Below are 18,216 nucleotides of genomic sequence, written 5' to 3'. Positions count from 1 at the left end.
CAAAGTTACCTATATATAATTTAGTCTTTATAAAATGTAGTACTAAATCCCTTATCCAAAACATATCTCGCATACTCTTTTGCTCCGAATAAAGATAAATCCTTATAGTTGCCACATTGAAGATCATTAGCTGCTGGTACTTCATCTGATTGTAGTACTTGTTTTAAAGATGTTTCAAGAGCATTTTTTACTGTTGTTGATTCTACATCTCCCCACAGTATAAGGTAAAACCCAGTTCTGCATCCCATTGGCGATAAATCAATTACATTTTCCAAGTGCTCCCTTAAATATCCTGCAAGAAGATGTTCTAAAGCATGTAATGATGCCGTTGGCATTGCCTCCTGATTTGGTTGCAAAAACCTTAAATCAAACTTTGTTACTTTATCACCATTTTTCCCATTAAGAACTCCTGCTTTTCTTACATATGGTGCACTAACCTTCCTGTGATCTAATTGAAAGCTTTCTACCTTTTCCATATAAAATTCCTCCCTATAATTTATATATTAATATAACCTATACTTATATTAAATAATGGTTTTTAAAATCATTAAAGCCTATTCTCACTATTTAATGCACTTACAATAGAATCTATGTTAGATACTATCTTTTTAGCTACCTCTGGATTATTCATTGTATATATGTGAATGCCATCTACTCCTGAAGACAACAAATCAATTATTTGCTCTGTAGCATAGGCAATCCCAGCATCTCTTAATGCCTGCGGGTTATCTATATATTTATTTATTATTTTCGTAAATTTCTCTGGAATATGTGCGCCACATAAACTTGCTATTCTAACTATTTGTTTACTATTTATCACAGGCATAATACCTACTTCAATAGGAATGTTTATTTTCTTATCCTCTGCCCTTTGCTTAAAGTCATAAAAAAACTTATTATTAAGAAATAATTGAGTTATCATAAAATCCACTCCTGAGTTTACTTTGCTTTTAAGATTTTTAAAATCCTCGTCTGCGCTATTGCTTTCAATATGGGTCTCCGGATAGCACGCTGCCGCTATACAAAAATCCCCATGATTCTTTATATCTTTTATTAAATCTTCTGCATATTTAAAATGAAGAGGTTCTGGGAATTTAAAGTTTGTGTCTTGAGGCAAATCTCCTCTAAGTGCTAGTACATTTTTAATATTGTTTTCTTTTAAATCATTCAAAATTCCATTGACTTCGTCTCTAGTAGATGTCATGCACGTTAGGTGCGCTAGTGCTTCAATATTATATTTATTTTTTATAATAGAAGCTATCTCTACAGTCTTATTCCTAGTTTCACTGTTTCCACCTGCCCCATAGGTTACACTGATATAATCTGGTTTCAAAGGTGCTAATTCATCAATTGTATTATATATAGTATCGATTGAAGATTCTTTTTTAGGTGGAAAAATCTCAAAGGATATTATCGGTTTCTTGCGTGAGAATATGTCTTTTATATACATTTTCGAGCCCCCTAATAAATGATTTTTTATTATTAGATTAAAATCTTTGCTTTTCACTGAAAGTTTTGTATACTTAATAAAAAAATAAGACCTAAAGGATATCCTTTAGGTCTTTATGCCTATTGCCATCCTTATCTTCCAGCTTTCGCTGCAGGAATTGGCACCATTGTATGAATTATAAAAATACATACCGGTTGCCGGGCTTCACAGGGCCAGTCCCTCCACCTCTCTTGATAAGAAATATTCTGTTTTTCTTATGATTATATATGTGTATTTTATTAATGTCAACCTTTTGTTTATTTCCCTCAAAGTTTTTATATTAACAATCTCTAACAAATCTTTCTATTCTTTTAAGTGCTTCCATAATGTTATCCATTGAAGAAGCATAACAGGTTCTTACGAACCCTTCTCCACACTCTCCAAACGCGTGTCCTGGAACCGCTAACACTTTTTCCTTCATTAGAAGTCTTTCACAAAACTCATCTGATGTTAACCCAGTTGATTTTATACATGGGAATAAATAAAATGCCCCCTTAGGTTCGAAACAATCAAGCCCCATCTTTCTAAATCCATTTACCATTACTCTTCTTCTTCTATTGTATTCTCTGACCATTTCTTGAACATCTCTATCACTATTTTTCAAAGCTTCAATAGCAGCATATTGACCCGTTGTATTAGAACACATAATTGCATATTGATGAATCTTTTTCATAGCATCTATTAATATACGATGTCCACAAACATAGCCCATTCTCCACCCTGTCATAGCGTAAGATTTTGAAAAACCATTGATAACTATAGTTTTTTCGTACATTTCCGGAAAGCTTGCAATAGAAACATGCTCTCCTTCATAAGTTAATTCAGAATATATCTCATCTGATAATACAATTATGTCCTTATCTTTAAGAACATCTACAATTGCTGATAATTCTTCCCTTGTCATAATGGCTCCAGTTGGGTTATTTGGAAAAGGCACAATAACTACTTTAGTCTTTGGAGTTATCGCCTGAGCAAGCAACTCTGGAGTTAATTTAAATTCATCTTCAGCTCTAAGATTAATAACCACTGGTTTAGCACCAGTGAAAACAGTGCATCCTTTATATGCAACGAAACTTGGTTCCGGTATAATAACTTCATCACCTTCTGCAACCAATGCCCTAAGCGCTATATCAATGCCCTCACTTCCTCCAACAGTAACAAGTATTTGATTATCAGCATTATACTTTAAATCATACTTCCTATTTAAATATGATGAAATTTCATCTCTAAGTTCAATAAGGCCTGCATTCGAAGAATAGTGTGTATGCCCTTTTTCTAGGGAATAAATGCCGGCTTCTCTTATATTCCATGGAGTTACAAAATCCGGTTCTCCAACTCCAAGAGATATTACGTCATCCATTTCATTTATCATATCAAAGTACTTTCTTATACCTGAAGGTGGCATATTACTAACCTTAGGTAAAATCATATCTTCTATCTTCATATAAATATAGCCTCCCTATCATCCCTTACTTTTTCTTCAAATATAACACCTTTGTCTTTATATTTTTTAAGTATAAAGTGTGTTGCAGTGCTTAAAACTCCCTCTTGTGTAGCCAGTTTTTCTGATACAAAAAGTGCTACCTCTTTTATAGTCTTTCCTTCAACAATGACAGTTAAATCAAATCCCCCCGACATTAAATAGCAAGATTTAACCTCTGGAAATCTATATATTCTTTCTGCCACTTTATCAAAACCTTCTCCTCTTTGTGGAGTTACTTTTACCTCTATCAGCGCTATAACACTGTCTTTACTTGTTTGATCCCAATTAATTAAAGCAGTATATCCTACAATAACATTATCCTTTTCGTACTTCTCTATAGCTTCCCTTACCTCTCCAGTAGTTTTACCTGTCATCACTGCTATTTCTTCTTCGTTGTATTTACTATTTTTCTCTAGAATCTCAAGAATTTCTTCCATAATACTTCTTCCTCCAATCTAATAAAAATAAAAAAAGTCCTCCATCCCATAAAGGGACGAAAGACTTTTCGCGGTACCACCCTAGTTAGTGCTATAAAGCACTCCCTCAATTGGAATAAAAAATCCCAATCCTCTGTAACGTGAGGAAACGTCTGTCTCTATTGTAGGAATTAAAAAATCAATTCCCCTTTCTCGATAAGAAACTCGAGGGCTGCTTTCTATAAAGCTATATTATCGGGCTTTCACCATCCACCGATTCGCTTTGAATTTTCACCTTATTTACTATTCCCCGTCATAGTTTTTAATGTACAATAATTTATCCATTTTTATATATTATACTAGAATAATTTTAAAATTCAATATATTTTATTGTTTTTCTTGTAATATAATTATTACTGACTTATAGTTATTTCAATTCTTCTATTCTTTTGCTTATTTTCCTCGGTGTTATTAGGTGCAATTGGATGATATTCTCCGTAACCTGAAACCTCAAAACTTTTTGGATTCAATCGTTGGTCACTAGGAAGTTCTTCAGTAAAATATCTAACAACACTTATGGCTCTTGCAGTAGATAATTCCCAGTTACTTCTGTATTCACTATTACTTATAGGTATATTATCCGTATGTCCTTCTACCTTAATTATTTTATTATGTTTTCGTAATACTTTACCAAGCCTACTAAGATTATCTTTAGCGTTTTGCTTTAAATCTGATTGTCCTATATCAAATAAGATCTCATTCTTAAACCTTAAAAGCACGCCTTTATCAACTTTTTTTACTTCTACATCCTTTGTTAACCCTCCAGAATCTATAATATCCTTTACCTCTTTATATATGTCATTCATTTGGTCTTCAGCACTTTTAGCTCTATATACGTCTAAATCAGCAATTGAATCGCCTACGGTAGGATTTATGGACCCAGTTTGCAACATTATACCCATGTTGTTTAAAGATTCAGCAGCTTGTTTAAACTTTGCACTATCTATAACAGACATCGAATAGAGTAAAACAAAAAAGCAAAGAAGCAAGGTAACTAAATCGCCGTAGGTTGCAAGCCATTCACTGCCGCCACCCTCATCGTCATCATCCATATTATAATTGTCTGCCACCGCTCTCTTCCTCCTTCATATTATTTTATTCTTCTCCCCTTTGACTCGTTGATTGTAACTGATTAATAGTTTCCTCATCTAAAAATGAAAGCATTCTTTCCTTTAAGTTATTTGGATTTTCTCCTGCTTGAATGCCTAATAATCCTTCTATAATCATTTCTTTTTGATATACTTCTTCAGAGGTTTTAGCCTTTAACTTCTTAGACATAGGCATAAAAACTACATTTGCTATAAACGATCCATAAAGTGTTGTAATTAAAGCAATAGACATCTGAGGCCCTATGCTAGATGGATCGGATAATTGCTTAAGCATATTAATAAGCCCTATTAATGTACCAATCATACCAAAGGCAGGTGCTAGAGCTGCCCCGGTATCAAACATATTTCTATTCTCCTTATGCCTTTCAATTATACCTCTAATTTTTAGTCCTAATACACCCTTTATTGTATCTGGCTCTGAACCGTCAACTATCATCATCATTCCTTTTTTTATAAATGGATCTGAAATACTTTCAACTGTATTTTCTAACGATAATAATCCTTCTTTTCTGGCTTTTGTAGACCATTCTATAAAATTCGTAATAAGTTCAACATTATTAAATTTATTTTCCTTAAAAACTATTCTAAATAGCTTTAATAATACTTTAACATTTTTTCCTTTACTACTCAGTAAAAGTGCACCTATAGTTCCACCTATAGTTATTAGTACAGATGGTATATCTACAAACGTTGTTATTTGTCCACTAGAAAGTATCCCGAACAAAATAAATCCAATTGCTAATACTATACCATAAATTGACATCAAATCCATTGCTCTTTCCCCCATCTCCTTATAGGATATTTTTATTATATGATACATTTTTTGTCATATTATATTAATAACATTTTACATTGTTTTGATAATAATTGGAAGTAATCTTATGAAATTTTTTGGTTTTTTTGTCTTTTAATGAGGAAATCTAAAACATCATGGTATTAGACAAACCAAGCACCCATTATACTTGGTCTAAATATATATTATGTTTTATTATTCGGTTATCATCTTAAATTCTTTAAGCATATTATGAAGTCTTATTTAATGTATACATTATCATTATTATTTTTTTTGTTTTATACTAATCAGAAATACATTGCTTATCATTAATATTAACTATAAAATATAAGTTAGAAGTTACCTTTATAGGTACTAAATAACCAATTCATTATAAATAACATCTAAAACTAAGGGGGATAAAAATGATTAGAAAAAACAAATCAACCAATGATGAGCTAATCTCTTCTACTGAGTTAAATGAGATAAGGGAAAAAGATGCTCAATTTCGTACTGAAACTATTGAATTTATAGAATCAATAAATGATTTATTAAAAACAACTGTAGATAAGCATGAAATAGTTAATAATCAACATAACGCCTTAACTGAACTTACAGATAATATAAAAGTACATATGAGTAAAATTTCAAATTTAACTGACCTTACAAATGACTCTACAGATAATCTATTTACAGAAAGTAATAAGCTTATAAAAATTACAGAAGATACAGTTCAGAAATCAAACGAAGGAAAAATGGCCATTGAAGAAATGGATTCTATAATTAAATCCCTAGAAAGCGAAAATGCTAACAATACTCGTAGCATTAACGAGTTAGCCGAAAGCTTTAATAAAGTCAATGAAGTTGTTCAATTAATAACAAGTATTGCAAGTCAAACTAACCTTTTAGCACTAAATGCATCAATAGAAGCTGCTAGAGCCGGTGAACAAGGTAAGGGATTTGCCGTGGTCGCTGGTGAAGTAAAGAAATTAGCTGAGATAACTAGAAAAAGCACAAAGGATATATCTAACTTAATACATGGAATTCAAAATGAAACAAAAAAAGTATTAATTAATTCTGATAAATCTAACTCAGTTATTTCAAAGGGAGTTAAAGCTTCAAGTGATGCTATAGAAAAAGTAGAAAAAAGCTTGTCTACTATAGCTCAAGTTGAAGAAGAAGTACTACAAGTTATGAATATTGTATCTACTCAAAAAGAGCATATTGAAACTATGACTAAGGAAATACTTAACGTTGATAACATCCTAAAGACTACCACCAACTCAATAATTGACCACATAGCCCAAGCCAGCGTAGTTGATAATCAACTTCATAAAACAGGGGTTAAGCTCGACTCTTATAGTCAAAAGCTTATTCAAGAAAATAAAATTAACATCAAAGAATAAAAATAAAATTATGTCTTTTTCTATATATTTTAAAAACCACGTCGTATATAACTTCAACGTGGTTTTTAATTATTTATTAACGTTATTTTTTCCTATGAAGCTTTCTTCATTTCCGCTTCCTTAACACTCAACTTTTTAAACACTCCAAAAGGCTTCCCTACAGGTAAAAACTCCCTGCCAAAGTGAGGGTTTAAAACTGCTGCTGCTGAGCCGTAAAAAGATACCAATGCAATAAGCAGCTCTGAATATGCTGCTAACATATGAGTAAATTCATGAGCTATGCCAAAAGAGGAAAGCGTTAATCCTAAAAATAAGAAGTCAATCAAAAAGAATACGGTAAATAATACCTTATGTGTTTCCATTGCTCCAATTGTCATAAAGATAGTAAATATTAGATATCCCAAATAGGCAAAGCCAATCTGTTTTGGATCTACACCCGCCTTTAAAGTTTGCCCAAATACCCCGGCATTTATCATCCATGAAGCGCCAACTGCAAGCCAGAAAAATCCATATGCCCCAAAGGCTGTTGTTCCAAAAACATTTTGTCTCTTTGAATCATTAAAACATGCAAATAACTGTGCAAATCCTCCTAGAAAAATAGCCCATGGCAAAGCATAAGATACACCCTCTGTTAACCCCAGCTTTTGAGAAGAAGCTACAATTGTTACCATAGCAAGTCCAAATAATCCCAACGCTGACGGATCTGCGTTTACAATCTTTACATTTTGTGTTTGAGTATTCATTTAGTTCCTCCTAATATGTTTACAAAAAATTAATAAATTCCTAATATAAAATATCAGATTTTACTAAGCTTGTCAAAGGTTTTATTAACAATATATTAAGTACCCTATAAATATTGGTATCCTATTGTATAAAATAAATGCTGATTGGAAGCTAGTTAAGTCTTACAAAAAACATTTAATAAAAAGCCTGGCTACTCAAACCAGGCTTTTATTTTACTTATTTATTATTTTATTAATTATATCTATCCTTGAATTTCCTAAAACGCTAGATATCTTTACAGACATTACATCATCCTTATAAATTCTATCTTTATTAGCGTTAATAAGCTTTATTAACTTTTCTTCAAATGGATCATGCTCAATTAATCCTTCTAAGTATGAATCTACCAAATCCTTTATACATGTTGCTAATTCCCTTGGGTTTTTATAAGTTAGTCTCATAGTTAAACTCCTTTAATTTTATATGTTTTTTTAAATATTATAACATTATTTTAATATTTGAATACTGAAAATTTACTCATATAAGCCCAAAAACTTATTTTAAAAAATTATTTAATTAAATCCTACAAATTCACAAAGAACACCAATACTAGTATTGGTGTTCTTTTAACTTATATATTGTACTTATCTTCAATCTATCCTATAACAATTCTTTTCTTAATTGTTCCCCTGATTTTGGTGATAAATATGAAAATGGAATATCTAATACTGTACGCGCTCCTGATTGACCTTCTTTGGACATTCTATAAGCTGCTCTTGCATAAGCTACTAGCACACTAGAAGTAAACTGTGGATTACTTCCAAGATCTAAACTAAGTTCCATTCTCTGCTTAGTATTCTCTCCGGTTACACCTGTACGAATAACAAATCCACCGTGAGGTATCCCGCTATGATTCTCCTTTAAATCTTCTTCAGTTATAAAATTCACTGTAGTATTATAATCTGAGAAATAATTTGGCATGTTTTTAATTTCATTTTTTATTTGCTCCAAATCGGCACCTTCCTCAGGCACTACATAACAAACTCTTTCATGTTTTTCTCTTGTTGAAAATTCAGGATTTTCTCCTGTACGAACTCTTTCAATAGCAGATTCAACAGGTATAGTATATTGAATACCATCCTTAACACCAGCTACTCTTCTTATTGCATCTGAATGACCTTGACTTACTCCCTTGCCCCAGAAAGTATAGTCTTTTCCAACTGGAAGTATTGATTGACCTAAAAGTCGGCTTAGTGAAAATACTCCTGGATCCCAGCCAACGGATATAAGTCCAATAGTACCAGCTCTTTTTGTTACTTCATCTAGCCTATTAAAATATTCTGGTATTCTAGCATGAGTATCAAAGCTATCTACGGTATTAAATGTTGCTGCAATCTCTGGAGCCTGCTCTGGTAAATCTGTTGCAGATCCTCCACAAAGAATCATAACATCAATTTTGTCCTTATAATTTTCCATTTCTGAAATATGTACCATTTTTGAATTTGACTGCAATTTGTCAGGATTTCTTCTTGTGAAAATAGCCTCTAATTCAAAATCTGAGTTTTGTTTTAAAGATAATTCTACACCTTTTCCAAGGTTTCCATAACCTACAATACCTATTCTAATCTTATTATTCATATTATACCTGGCGTGCAAAGCCAGTCGCCCCTCCTTTATGTGTCTACTTAAAATTTAATAAAGCTTTAACACTTTATCTTGTGGTAATTTTATCACAATTATTTTTGTTTTACTATATCTTTAATTTAAAATTTTCTTATGATAACTTTTTAATAAATTCTGTTTAAACGTTAAACTATACTACTTCCTCATCTTCTATCATCTTTTCTTGTCTAAGCTGTCCACATCCTCCCTTAATGTCCTTCCCAAAATTGTGGAATATCTCGCAATCTATTTTGTTTTTTAGTTTATTATAAAAGTTTGTTACATCACTTTCTTGTGGCGCAATCAGTCCTTCTATATTATTATCATTATACGCTGAAATTATAAGTTTTAATGGCTTATCTGCTAGCAGCCCCTCTAATCTTTTTACATCCTCGTCAGTATCATTTATACCTTTAAATATCATATATCTTATTCTGGTCTTTATGTTGAATGTTTCTGCATATTCAACTGCTGCTTCAATTATAGAATTTATGTCATATTTTAAGGTAACTGGCATTATATTTTTACGTGTATCATTTGACGATGCATGTAATGATAAGTTAAGTCTAATCTTAACATCACTATCTTTAAAATCATTTATCAATCTTCGGATTCTCGGTGCTAAACCTACTGTTGCAATTTCAAAACTGCTTATTTTATATTTGTTATATATGCTAATTATGGCATCTCTAACATTTTCATAATTCATAAAAGGTTCACCCATTCCTGCAAAAACAACCGCATCTATTGGCAGTAACTTCGCTTCTTTGCAGTAATCAACACAAACACCTACCTGTTCAGTTATTTCAAGCGAGGTAAGATTTCTTACCAAGCCTTGTTTTCCTGTTGCGCAGAAAAAACACCCCTGGGTACAACCCACTTGAGAAGAGACACATACTGTACTATGATAAGTAAGTTTTAATTCCTTATCATACATATATAAAGTTTCAATAGTATTACCGTCTTTCATTCTTAATAAATATTTTATAGAATTGTCACAACTTACAAGCTTTTTAATAACCTTCATATCCATCACCTCATTAAATTTTTTAAACAAAAAGAAAAAAATTCTTGAATACAAATATTTGTATTCAAGAATTTTGCCATCATTCTTAATATAGCCTCTTAAATCTAAGATGCAATAATGAAAAAGGCAGGTCTCCTGGCTTACGGACTAACGATACTTTTTCCTTCCCGGTGTAATCCAGTGGATTATAAAAGTTCTACCGTTTACAGTGGTGGGACCGCTGAGGCTTATACCTCATTCCCTATTCTCCCTTTCGGGCACCTTTTTACATGTTTTATATTGTTATTTCATATCATACATTAATTACATAAAACATTATAGCTTATAGTTCTTAACTTTGCAACTTGCAATATAAATTGATAAAATTAAATATACTATTTATCAAGCAGTCAGGCCTTGTTAAGCTTTATAAGTTATGAGAGGCTTTAGACTTGCAACAACTTTTATCATGTCTTCATTTAACATATCTTCTATAACTTTCTCAATACTTTTATATGCCTCTGGAGCTTCCTCGTATATAATACTTCTATCGCTATATATTAAATTGCTTCCTAAAAGTTTTTCTCTCACAGACTTATTAGGATATACATGTTCAAGCCTTTCTTTGCAGGAAAGTCTATTCCAACGCCTTCCGGCTCCATGCGCAACTGAAAAAGCATATTCCAAAGAGTTAGCTTGTGGCTTAACAATATACGAATTAGAGCCTCTAGTACCTGCAATTACAACACACCCTACATCTGCAGGCGCTGCACCTTTTCTATGAACATAAAGTTTTTCTCCATTAAGTTCCTTAATAGCTATTGAATTATGGGTACTATCTAAAAGCTTATGCCCATCCTTTGCACCAATTGTACTTAAAAGCCTATATGCAATTAATTCTCTATTAAGCGCCCCAAACTCTACTGCACTATTATGCTCCTTAAAGTATTCAATATAACCTTCACTATTTTCTCTAAGTCCCTCTTGACAAGAATACTCCCCAATATATTTCCTTAATATATACTCCCCATAACCTCTTGATCCACTATGAACTAAAAGATATATGTATCCTTTATTTATATCTAACTCATCTAATAAGTCTTGATCATACACTTTATCAATTTGCTGAAACTCTGCAAAATGATTTCCAGATCCAATAGTTCCAAGAGCCTCCTTCATAGGCAAATGAATCTCTTCAGTTAAATGGGATATATCTATACTTTCAAGTCCATTTAATCTCTCAAGTTTTCCTCTAACTTTATCAAATTTAAACTTGCCCTTGTTTATATTTGTTGAAAACAAAGCCATACCGCATCCAATATCATTACCAATTAAATGAGGATAAATTACTTCCTTCGTGACAAAACTAGCTCCCACTGGAGTCTTACCAATATGAAGATCAGGTAGTCCAACAGCTTTTACTACTCCATCAAGCTCTGCTACTTTCTTAAGTTGATCAATAGCGTTACTTTCCATCCACGACTTTTCACTTTTTATTACTTTAACTATATTATCCATAAATACTCCTTTAATTATAATGTATTTATTTTATGTTTTATTTTCTCATCTTAGGCTATTTTTAATTCTTATTTATGCCATATTACGCATTATTAATCTCTTCACTTCCATTATGATAAGCTTGAAAAGCTAAAAAAATGGCATTCCACTTATCTTCTGAAACAAAATTTATTAATAAGCCTCCATCCTGCCAACTATTATCAGGATCCTCTTGAAATTGATTTATTTCTTGATTCATATGAATAGAATGTATACCATCACTTGGAGTGAAATGAAAGTATTTATCTTTACTACCCTCAGGTCCCCACCGCCTTCCAAAAACATACAAAATAGTTTCTGGATTTTCAAGAACTTTATGTGTAATGTTACGAATCTTTTCATTTAAATCATTATCAGGACCAGGAAGCACATCCGGCAACGGCTGCATATTTTTTATATGGAGTAAATTCCCACGAATATAGTCAAGACCGTAGTCTTTCTTTATATTTGGACCAATTGGATAAAATCCAAAAGGTATTTCTGATAGTTTGGCCGTAAGTTCATTCTCAAAGTCATCATCAATATAATAAAGCAAATCATAAGGATACGTTTCAGATTTTATATTTATGGCAATTCTAAAGTGTATTCCATCAGCAATGACATGTATATGAAAATGAGGACTATCTCCCTTTATTGCAGTAGTTTCTAGAATTGTACATTTCAACAAACCATAACTTATATCCATAATTTTCATCTCCTTACTTGCATATCATATACTTATTGTTTATAAAAATATCAAAAGCTATGTAAGTAAAGTGATAAATTTGTTTTTTGATAATATACTCTCTAATAATTTTTCAAAAAATATAAAAAGCCTGGTGGGTAACCAGGCTGAAATTATCGGGTTTGGTGGAGGCGAGCGGTGTCGAACCGCTGTCCGAAAGTAGTAACTCCTGAGCATCTCCGAGTGCAGATAGTGTTTTAAAATTCCCTAGGTTTAACGCCCACTAACAGGCTTTAAACTTCAGTAGCTTCATAAATTCCGTTCTCTACTCAAAGCTTTGTAGAGCTCGGTTCCCTACTAAATGACGCCCTAATCCCAAGCCGTAGGCCTCCCGGGTAGGACGAGCTGCGCTAATTAGGCAGCTAACGCTAAATTATCGTTTGCGTTTATATTTTTCCTAGTTTTTTAACGCGGGTCCAGGACCCTCGACTCGCTTCTCAGGGGCAACTTACCCCCGTCGAAACCATGTACGCCCCCATAATTTAATTAATATATTATTTTTCAAAGAACTTGCTGACAACTCGTTTTAGTTATCAGTGACAATTTAGCTTTGAGTTATCTTACAGTTATTATAATACAACAATTTTTATTATTTATCAATAGTAATTATTAGATAAATTGATTAATTAAAGAAAATCTTAATTTCTTTATCTAATATTTTGATCTTTCTTTTAGTTCACGCTCAATATCCCTCTTTGCTGCCTTCTCAAGCATAGAATCTCTCTTATCATAGTTTTTCTTACCCTTAGCTACAGCTAAGCTAACCTTAACTCTACCATTCTTTAAATATAATGATAGTGGAACTAATGTATAACCCTCTTGAGCAGTAAATTGTTCAAGCTTAAGAATTTCCTTTTTATGAAGTAAAAGCTTTCTATTTCTCAAAGGATCTTTATTAAATATATTTCCCTGTTCATAAGGACTTATATGCATATTACAGACAAATATTTCACCATTCCTTATTTCAGCATAGCAATCCTTTAAGTTAGCTTTTCCCCCTCTTATGGACTTAACTTCTGTTCCTACAAGTTCTATTCCAGCTTCATAAACTTCTTCTATAAAATAATCATGTCTTGCTTTTCTATTTTCAGCTAATGTCTTATTTACTGTCTTCTTTGCCACTAGGTATCACCTACTTTATTTATGGTACTTCTTAAAACAATATTATATTACAAATTTTACTAAAAGTCAAGCTTCACACCGTTTTTAATGCTGAACTAGATGTATGGGATCTGCATCTACGAAAGCTTGCTACAATGCAAATTCCATACACTTGAACATTAAAAATTTCATTACTATCTACTGAATTTCAGCAATTTCCTATTCGTTTTCTTCAAAGTACTCTGCTACTGGAAGCACTGCTTCTTGAACTTCGTCTTTCTGTAATTCTTCATGCTGACTATCACTATTGTTTACTATATCATTGCCATCTAAATCTTCATCGTATTCTGATTCTTGATCTAGTAATTCAAAGAAAATTTCATGTGCATCTATATCAACTTTATCAACTTTAATTCTTACTGCGTCCCCTAACTTATACTTCTTCTTAGTTCTTTCCCCTATAAGGCATAAATGCTTTTCATCATATATATAATAATCATCATTTAGCGTGCTTATATGAACAAGTCCTTCTATGGTATTAGGTAATTCTATGAACATACCAAATGCTGTAACAGAAGAAATTATTCCTTCATAAATCTCTCCTATTCTTTCACTCATATATTCTGCTTTCTTTAAATCATCTACTTCTCTTTCAGCTTCATCTGCAAGTCTTTCCATTTCGGAAGATTGTATTGACGCTACGGATACCTCATCAGTGAGCTTATTTATCCTCTTATCATTAATCTTACCATTTATATATTCTTTAATTATTCTGTGTATTATGAGGTCAGGATATCTCCTTATAGGTGATGTGAAATGGCAGTAGTATCTTGCTGCTAATCCAAAATGACCAACAGATTCTGGTGCATATCTTGCTTTCTTCAAAGAACGAAGAAGCAATGTATTTATTACAGTCTCTTCTCTTGTACCTTTAGCTTTTTCTACGATTCCCTGAAGAGACTTAGGATGAATCTCCTGTGTCATCTTTACTACATAACCTAAATTATGAGCAAACTCATTAAAGTGTGTTAATTTTTCTATATCTGGATCTTCATGAATTCTATATACAAATGGAACGTTTGCCCAAAACATATACTCTGCAATGGTCTCATTACATACAAGCATAAATTCTTCTATAACTCTATTTGCTATAGCTCTTTCATAAGGTTCAATTTTTATAGGCTTGCCATTTTGATCTAAAGTTATTTTACACTCCTCAAAATCAAAATCTATAGCCCCTCTATCAATTCTCTTTTTATAAAGTATTTTGCAAAGCTCTTCCATAGTCTTAAATTCTTCTAACAAATAATCATATCTTTGCATAAGTTCTTCATCTTTATCTCTAAGTATCTTAGTAACATCTGTATAAGTCATTCTCTCACTGGTTTTTATTACACTTTCAAAAACCTCATGATCCACTACTTTACCGCTTCCATCTATTTCCATCATGCAGGTCAATGTAAGCCTATCAACTTTAGGATTTAAGCTACACATTCCATTCGAAAGCTTTTTAGGAAGCATAGGTATAACTCTATCTATTAAATATACAGAAGTTCCTCTCTTTAGGGCTTCCTTATCCAATGGATTCTTCTCTTTTACATAATGAGATACATCTGCAATATGAACTCCAAGCTTGTAGTTTCCATTAGATAACTTTTCAATAGATATAGCATCATCTAAATCTTTAGCATCTTCTCCGTCTATAGTTACAATTTTTAAATTTCTTAAATCAATACGTTTTTCATATTCTTCTTCTGGAATTTCTTCAGGAATTTTATCGACATAGCTTTGCACTTTAGGAGGAAACTCTTCTGGAAGTCTATATTTTTTTATTATAGTTAAAATATCTATTCCACGGTCTCCCTTTTTACCCAATATTTCTACAACTTTACCTTCAGGGCTTCTTCTAGTATCTGGCCACTTTAGTATTTCTACTATAACTATGTCTCCAGTCTTCGCTCCTTTAGCTTTTTCCTTTGGCACATAAATGTCTTGATACATTCTTTTTTCATCCGGTACCACAAATCCAAAGTTTTTGCTTTCTTCAAATATACCTATAACATTTTTATTTGCTCTTTCTATTATTCTTATTATTTCCCCTTCGCACTTTTTACCTCCATCTTCTTCCCTTAATACTTTTACCATTACCCTATCACCGTGCATAGCCCCATTCATGTTAGATGAAGGTATAAATACATCCGGTCTATCTACTTCAGGTATTAAAAATCCAAATCCCTTTTGATGTCCTTGAAGCTTTCCAACTATTAACCCCATTCTTTCTGGAACTCCATAATGTTCTGTTCTTGTTCTAACTATAAGTCCATCCTTTTCCATGTAATCTAATGTCTTTAAAAAGTCCTCATAGTCACTTTTCTTTATATCAAAAATTCTGGAGAGCTCTCTAGCATCCATAGGCTTGTATGCCTGTTCTTTCATAAATTCAACTATAGTTTCTTGTAAGTTCATCTATTTACCTCCTTTTATATATGCCTACGAAAAATACACCTATATGTATATTCTTACTAGTAAACATTAAAGTTATTCTATATTTAATAAAGTATTCTTGAAATTCTAAATGCCATTGGATTTACATTCATGCTATAGCAATTTTATCCACATGTCAACTGAATATCTTAAATAATATTTATATAAAAAGGGACCTAGCTTAAGCTAAATCCCTAACCTTCTATTTAAATAATTCAAGCAATATACCACCGTACTTTAAAATTACTGGTGCAAATACAAGTGAAACTATTGTCATAAGTTTTATCAATATATTCATAGACGGTCCTGAAGTATCCTTAAATGGATCTCCAACAGTATCACCTACTACTGCTGCCTTATGAGCAAAACTTCCCTTTCCACCATGTTCTCCACTTTCAATATACTTTTTAGCATTATCCCATGCTCCGCCAGAGTTTGCCATAAGTATTGCAACTAGCACTCCTGTAGCTACTGCTCCTGCTATAAATCCACCTAAAGCTTCTTTCCCAAGAAGTAATCCCATAGCTAAAGGAATTATTATGGCAAGCACTCCTGGAAGAATCATTTCTCTTATAGCTGCTGCTGTAGATATATCTACGCACTTTTTATAATCTGGCTTTGCCTTTTCTTCCATAATTCCAGGTATGGTTTTAAATTGTCTTCTTACTTCTTCTATCATTTCATTCGCTGCTTTACCTACAGATTCCATAGTAAGCGCTCCGAATAAGAACGGAAGCATTGCTCCTATAAGCATTCCAACTAGAGTAATCGGATTTAACAAATCTATGCTTGTTATTTGTACTGCTTGCGCATAGGATGCAAATAATGCTAATGCAGTTAAGGCTGCTGACCCTATGGCAAATCCCTTACCTATTGCTGCTGTTGTATTTCCTACTGAGTCAAGTTTATCTGTTATTTGCCTAACTTCATGAGGAAGATGAGACATTTCTGCAATACCACCTGCATTATCTGCTATTGGTCCGTAAGCATCTACTGCTACAGTAATACCGGTTATAGAGAGCATTCCTACCGCTGACAAAGCTATACCATATAACCCCATCCTCACATTAGTTGCTCCATCCATTATAAAAAATGATGCAAGAACTCCAATTCCTATTAAAACTATAGGCCACATAGTTGAATTCATTCCTACAGCAAGTCCTGAGATTATAGTTGTGGCTGGTCCTGTTTCAGATTGACGGGCAATTTTCTTAACATAGTTATAGTCTCCAGAAGTATATATTTCTGTAATTTTTCCTATAAGCATTCCCACCACAAGCCCTGATGTTATTGCAGTAAAGGCTTTCAGGTTTCCAAAAATGGAGTTACTTAACGCTGCTGCTACAACTATTACTAGAATACCACTAATATAAGTACCACTATTTAATGCCTTTTGAGGGTTAGCAGCTTTACTTTGCCTTGCAACCAACACTCCCACTATAGCTGCTATAATACCTACTGCAGATAATAAAAGGGCATATACTACACCTTCATTATTGCTAAATACTATTCCACCTAAAGTAAGAGCAGATATTATTGACCCTACATAGGACTCAAAAAGATCTGCACCCATTCCCGCTACATCACCTACATTATCTCCAACATTATCAGCTATTACCGCAGGATTTCTTGGATCATCTTCTGGAATACCTTCCTCTACTTTTCCTACCAAGTCAGCTCCTACATCTGCTGCCTTTGTATATATTCCTCCACCTACACGTGCAAACAAAGCTATAGAGCTTGCACCAAGCCCAAATCCTGTTATGACATTCATATCTCCTTGAAATAAGATATATAATAATCCAATTCCTACAAGTCCTAGTCCTACTACACACATACCCATAACAGAGCCGCCTGAAAATGCAATGTTTAGAGCTTTATTTTGACTATGTCTTGCTGCTTCTGCAGTTCTAACATTTGCCTTAGTAGCAACGTTCATTCCAAAATATCCTGCAAGAATTGAAAAAAGAGCTCCTATTATAAAGCATACAGCTGTTTGCCAATGTACAAACAAGGCCAACGCTGCTGCAACTATAATCACAAATATTGTAAGATACTTGTACTCTGTTCTTAAAAAGGCCATAGCACCTTCATGAATATAACCCGAAATTTCCCTCATTCTTTCGTTGCCGTCGCTTTCCTTTGAAATAAAACTACTTAAAAAGAAAGCAAATATTAGAGCTATAACTCCAGCTCCCACAGTATAAATTAAGTAATTATCCAT

16 protein-coding genes, 1 other RNA gene, 2 riboswitches and 1 other annotated feature are annotated in these 18,216 nt (G+C 32.7%); of the genes, 1 reads left to right on the top strand and 16 read right to left on the bottom strand.

Annotated features, from left to right (window positions below):
- Positions 1–20: 20 nt before the first annotated feature.
- The 6 genes from DP68_RS00990 to DP68_RS00965 form a co-directional block, all read right to left on the bottom strand.
- The gene (locus tag DP68_RS00990) at positions 21–476 is read right to left on the bottom strand and encodes an S-ribosylhomocysteine lyase (protein WP_035304880.1); all 456 of its coding nucleotides are present in this window, start codon (positions 474–476) and stop codon (positions 21–23) included.
- A 71-nt stretch (positions 477–547) separates the two neighbouring features.
- Positions 548–1,450: a methylenetetrahydrofolate reductase [NAD(P)H] gene (gene metF, locus DP68_RS00985; protein WP_035304878.1), complete on the bottom strand. Its 903-nt coding sequence runs from the start codon at positions 1,448–1,450 to the stop codon at positions 548–550.
- A 128-nt stretch (positions 1,451–1,578) separates the two neighbouring features.
- Positions 1,579–1,690: riboswitch (SAM riboswitch) on the bottom strand.
- Positions 1,691–1,769: 79 nt separating this feature from the next.
- Entirely contained in the window at positions 1,770–2,933 is a 1,164-nt protein-coding gene (locus DP68_RS00980) for an aminotransferase class I/II-fold pyridoxal phosphate-dependent enzyme (protein ID WP_035304876.1), read from the bottom strand.
- On the bottom strand, positions 2,930–3,409 hold the full coding sequence (locus DP68_RS00975) for an Lrp/AsnC family transcriptional regulator (protein WP_035304875.1): 480 nt from the start codon (positions 3,407–3,409) through the stop codon (positions 2,930–2,932). The genes DP68_RS00980 and DP68_RS00975 overlap by 4 nt, the downstream gene beginning before the upstream one ends.
- Positions 3,410–3,458: 49 nt before the next feature.
- Positions 3,459–3,714, bottom strand: a binding site (T-box leader).
- Between the two features lie 87 nt (positions 3,715–3,801).
- Positions 3,802–4,518 carry an OmpA family protein gene (locus DP68_RS00970; protein ID WP_081957041.1) on the bottom strand — a complete coding sequence of 239 codons (717 nt, stop codon included), beginning with the start codon at positions 4,516–4,518 and terminating at the stop codon, positions 3,802–3,804.
- Between the two features lie 25 nt (positions 4,519–4,543).
- Entirely contained in the window at positions 4,544–5,329 is a 786-nt protein-coding gene (locus DP68_RS00965; protein WP_035304873.1) for a MotA/TolQ/ExbB proton channel family protein, read from the bottom strand.
- Between the two features lie 425 nt (positions 5,330–5,754).
- Here DP68_RS00965 and DP68_RS00960 point away from each other — a divergent pair, with 425 nt between their 5' ends.
- On the top strand, positions 5,755–6,735 hold the full coding sequence (locus DP68_RS00960; protein WP_035304871.1) for a methyl-accepting chemotaxis protein: 981 nt from the start codon (positions 5,755–5,757) through the stop codon (positions 6,733–6,735).
- Positions 6,736–6,827: 92 nt separating this feature from the next.
- Here DP68_RS00960 and DP68_RS00955 read toward each other — a convergent pair whose 3' ends face one another.
- The 10 genes from DP68_RS00955 to DP68_RS00915 form a co-directional block, all read right to left on the bottom strand.
- Entirely contained in the window at positions 6,828–7,478 is a 651-nt protein-coding gene (locus DP68_RS00955) for a GPR1/FUN34/YaaH family transporter (RefSeq protein WP_035304869.1), read from the bottom strand.
- A 213-nt stretch (positions 7,479–7,691) separates the two neighbouring features.
- The gene (locus DP68_RS00950) at positions 7,692–7,919 is read right to left on the bottom strand and encodes a TIGR04540 family protein (protein ID WP_035304867.1); all 228 of its coding nucleotides are present in this window, start codon (positions 7,917–7,919) and stop codon (positions 7,692–7,694) included.
- 199 nt (positions 7,920–8,118) lie between these two features.
- Positions 8,119–9,096, bottom strand: a complete 978-nt coding sequence (locus tag DP68_RS00945; protein ID WP_035304865.1) for a diaminopimelate dehydrogenase — start codon at positions 9,094–9,096, stop codon at positions 8,119–8,121.
- A gap of 175 nt (positions 9,097–9,271) precedes the next feature.
- Positions 9,272–10,147: a radical SAM protein gene (locus tag DP68_RS00940; RefSeq protein ID WP_035304863.1), complete on the bottom strand. Its 876-nt coding sequence runs from the start codon at positions 10,145–10,147 to the stop codon at positions 9,272–9,274.
- Between the two features lie 107 nt (positions 10,148–10,254).
- Positions 10,255–10,427: riboswitch (cobalamin riboswitch) on the bottom strand.
- Positions 10,428–10,546: 119 nt separating this feature from the next.
- Positions 10,547–11,644, bottom strand: coding sequence for an RNA ligase RtcB family protein (locus DP68_RS00935; RefSeq protein WP_291546796.1), 1,098 nt, complete (start codon positions 11,642–11,644; stop codon positions 10,547–10,549).
- An 82-nt stretch (positions 11,645–11,726) separates the two neighbouring features.
- The gene (locus DP68_RS00930) at positions 11,727–12,368 is read right to left on the bottom strand and encodes a YukJ family protein (RefSeq protein WP_052085570.1); all 642 of its coding nucleotides are present in this window, start codon (positions 12,366–12,368) and stop codon (positions 11,727–11,729) included.
- Positions 12,369–12,530: 162 nt separating this feature from the next.
- Positions 12,531–12,884: a transfer-messenger RNA gene (ssrA, locus tag DP68_RS19105) on the bottom strand.
- A gap of 174 nt (positions 12,885–13,058) precedes the next feature.
- Positions 13,059–13,529 carry an SsrA-binding protein SmpB gene (gene smpB / locus DP68_RS00925; RefSeq protein WP_035304862.1) on the bottom strand — a complete coding sequence of 157 codons (471 nt, stop codon included), beginning with the start codon at positions 13,527–13,529 and terminating at the stop codon, positions 13,059–13,061.
- Positions 13,530–13,727: 198 nt separating this feature from the next.
- Positions 13,728–15,974 carry a ribonuclease R gene (gene rnr / locus DP68_RS00920; RefSeq protein ID WP_035304861.1) on the bottom strand — a complete coding sequence of 749 codons (2,247 nt, stop codon included), beginning with the start codon at positions 15,972–15,974 and terminating at the stop codon, positions 13,728–13,730.
- A 220-nt stretch (positions 15,975–16,194) separates the two neighbouring features.
- On the bottom strand, positions 16,195–18,216 hold the full coding sequence (locus DP68_RS00915) for a sodium-translocating pyrophosphatase (protein ID WP_035304859.1): 2,022 nt from the start codon (positions 18,214–18,216) through the stop codon (positions 16,195–16,197).

The sequence above is a fragment of the Clostridium sp. HMP27 genome (genome assembly GCF_000765165.1).
Classification (GTDB): domain Bacteria; phylum Bacillota; class Clostridia; order Clostridiales; family Clostridiaceae; genus Clostridium_AK.
This window is presented reverse-complemented; position numbering and strand designations above follow the sequence as displayed.

Bases quoted from the DNA above. Each gene is read 5' to 3' on its own strand.
- DP68_RS00990 (WP_035304880.1), bottom strand. From the start codon at position 476: ATGGAAAAGGTAGAAAGCTTTCAATTAGATCACAGGAAGGTTAGTGCA.
- metF (WP_035304878.1), bottom strand. From the start codon at position 1,450: ATGTATATAAAAGACATATTCTCACGCAAGAAACCGATAATATCCTTT.
- DP68_RS00980 (WP_035304876.1), bottom strand. From the start codon at position 2,933: ATGAAGATAGAAGATATGATTTTACCTAAGGTTAGTAATATGCCACCT.
- DP68_RS00975 (WP_035304875.1), bottom strand. From the start codon at position 3,409: ATGGAAGAAATTCTTGAGATTCTAGAGAAAAATAGTAAATACAACGAA.
- DP68_RS00965 (WP_035304873.1), bottom strand. From the start codon at position 5,329: ATGGATTTGATGTCAATTTATGGTATAGTATTAGCAATTGGATTTATT.
- DP68_RS00960 (WP_035304871.1), top strand. From the start codon at position 5,755: ATGATTAGAAAAAACAAATCAACCAATGATGAGCTAATCTCTTCTACT.
- DP68_RS00955 (WP_035304869.1), bottom strand. From the start codon at position 7,478: ATGAATACTCAAACACAAAATGTAAAGATTGTAAACGCAGATCCGTCA.
- DP68_RS00950 (WP_035304867.1), bottom strand. From the start codon at position 7,919: ATGAGACTAACTTATAAAAACCCAAGGGAATTAGCAACATGTATAAAG.
- DP68_RS00945 (WP_035304865.1), bottom strand. From the start codon at position 9,096: ATGAATAATAAGATTAGAATAGGTATTGTAGGTTATGGAAACCTTGGA.
- DP68_RS00940 (WP_035304863.1), bottom strand. From the start codon at position 10,147: ATGAAGGTTATTAAAAAGCTTGTAAGTTGTGACAATTCTATAAAATAT.
- DP68_RS00935 (WP_291546796.1), bottom strand. From the start codon at position 11,644: ATGGATAATATAGTTAAAGTAATAAAAAGTGAAAAGTCGTGGATGGAA.
- DP68_RS00930 (WP_052085570.1), bottom strand. From the start codon at position 12,368: ATGGATATAAGTTATGGTTTGTTGAAATGTACAATTCTAGAAACTACT.
- rnr (WP_035304861.1), bottom strand. From the start codon at position 15,974: ATGAACTTACAAGAAACTATAGTTGAATTTATGAAAGAACAGGCATAC.
- DP68_RS00915 (WP_035304859.1), bottom strand. From the start codon at position 18,216: ATGGATAATTACTTAATTTATACTGTGGGAGCTGGAGTTATAGCTCTA.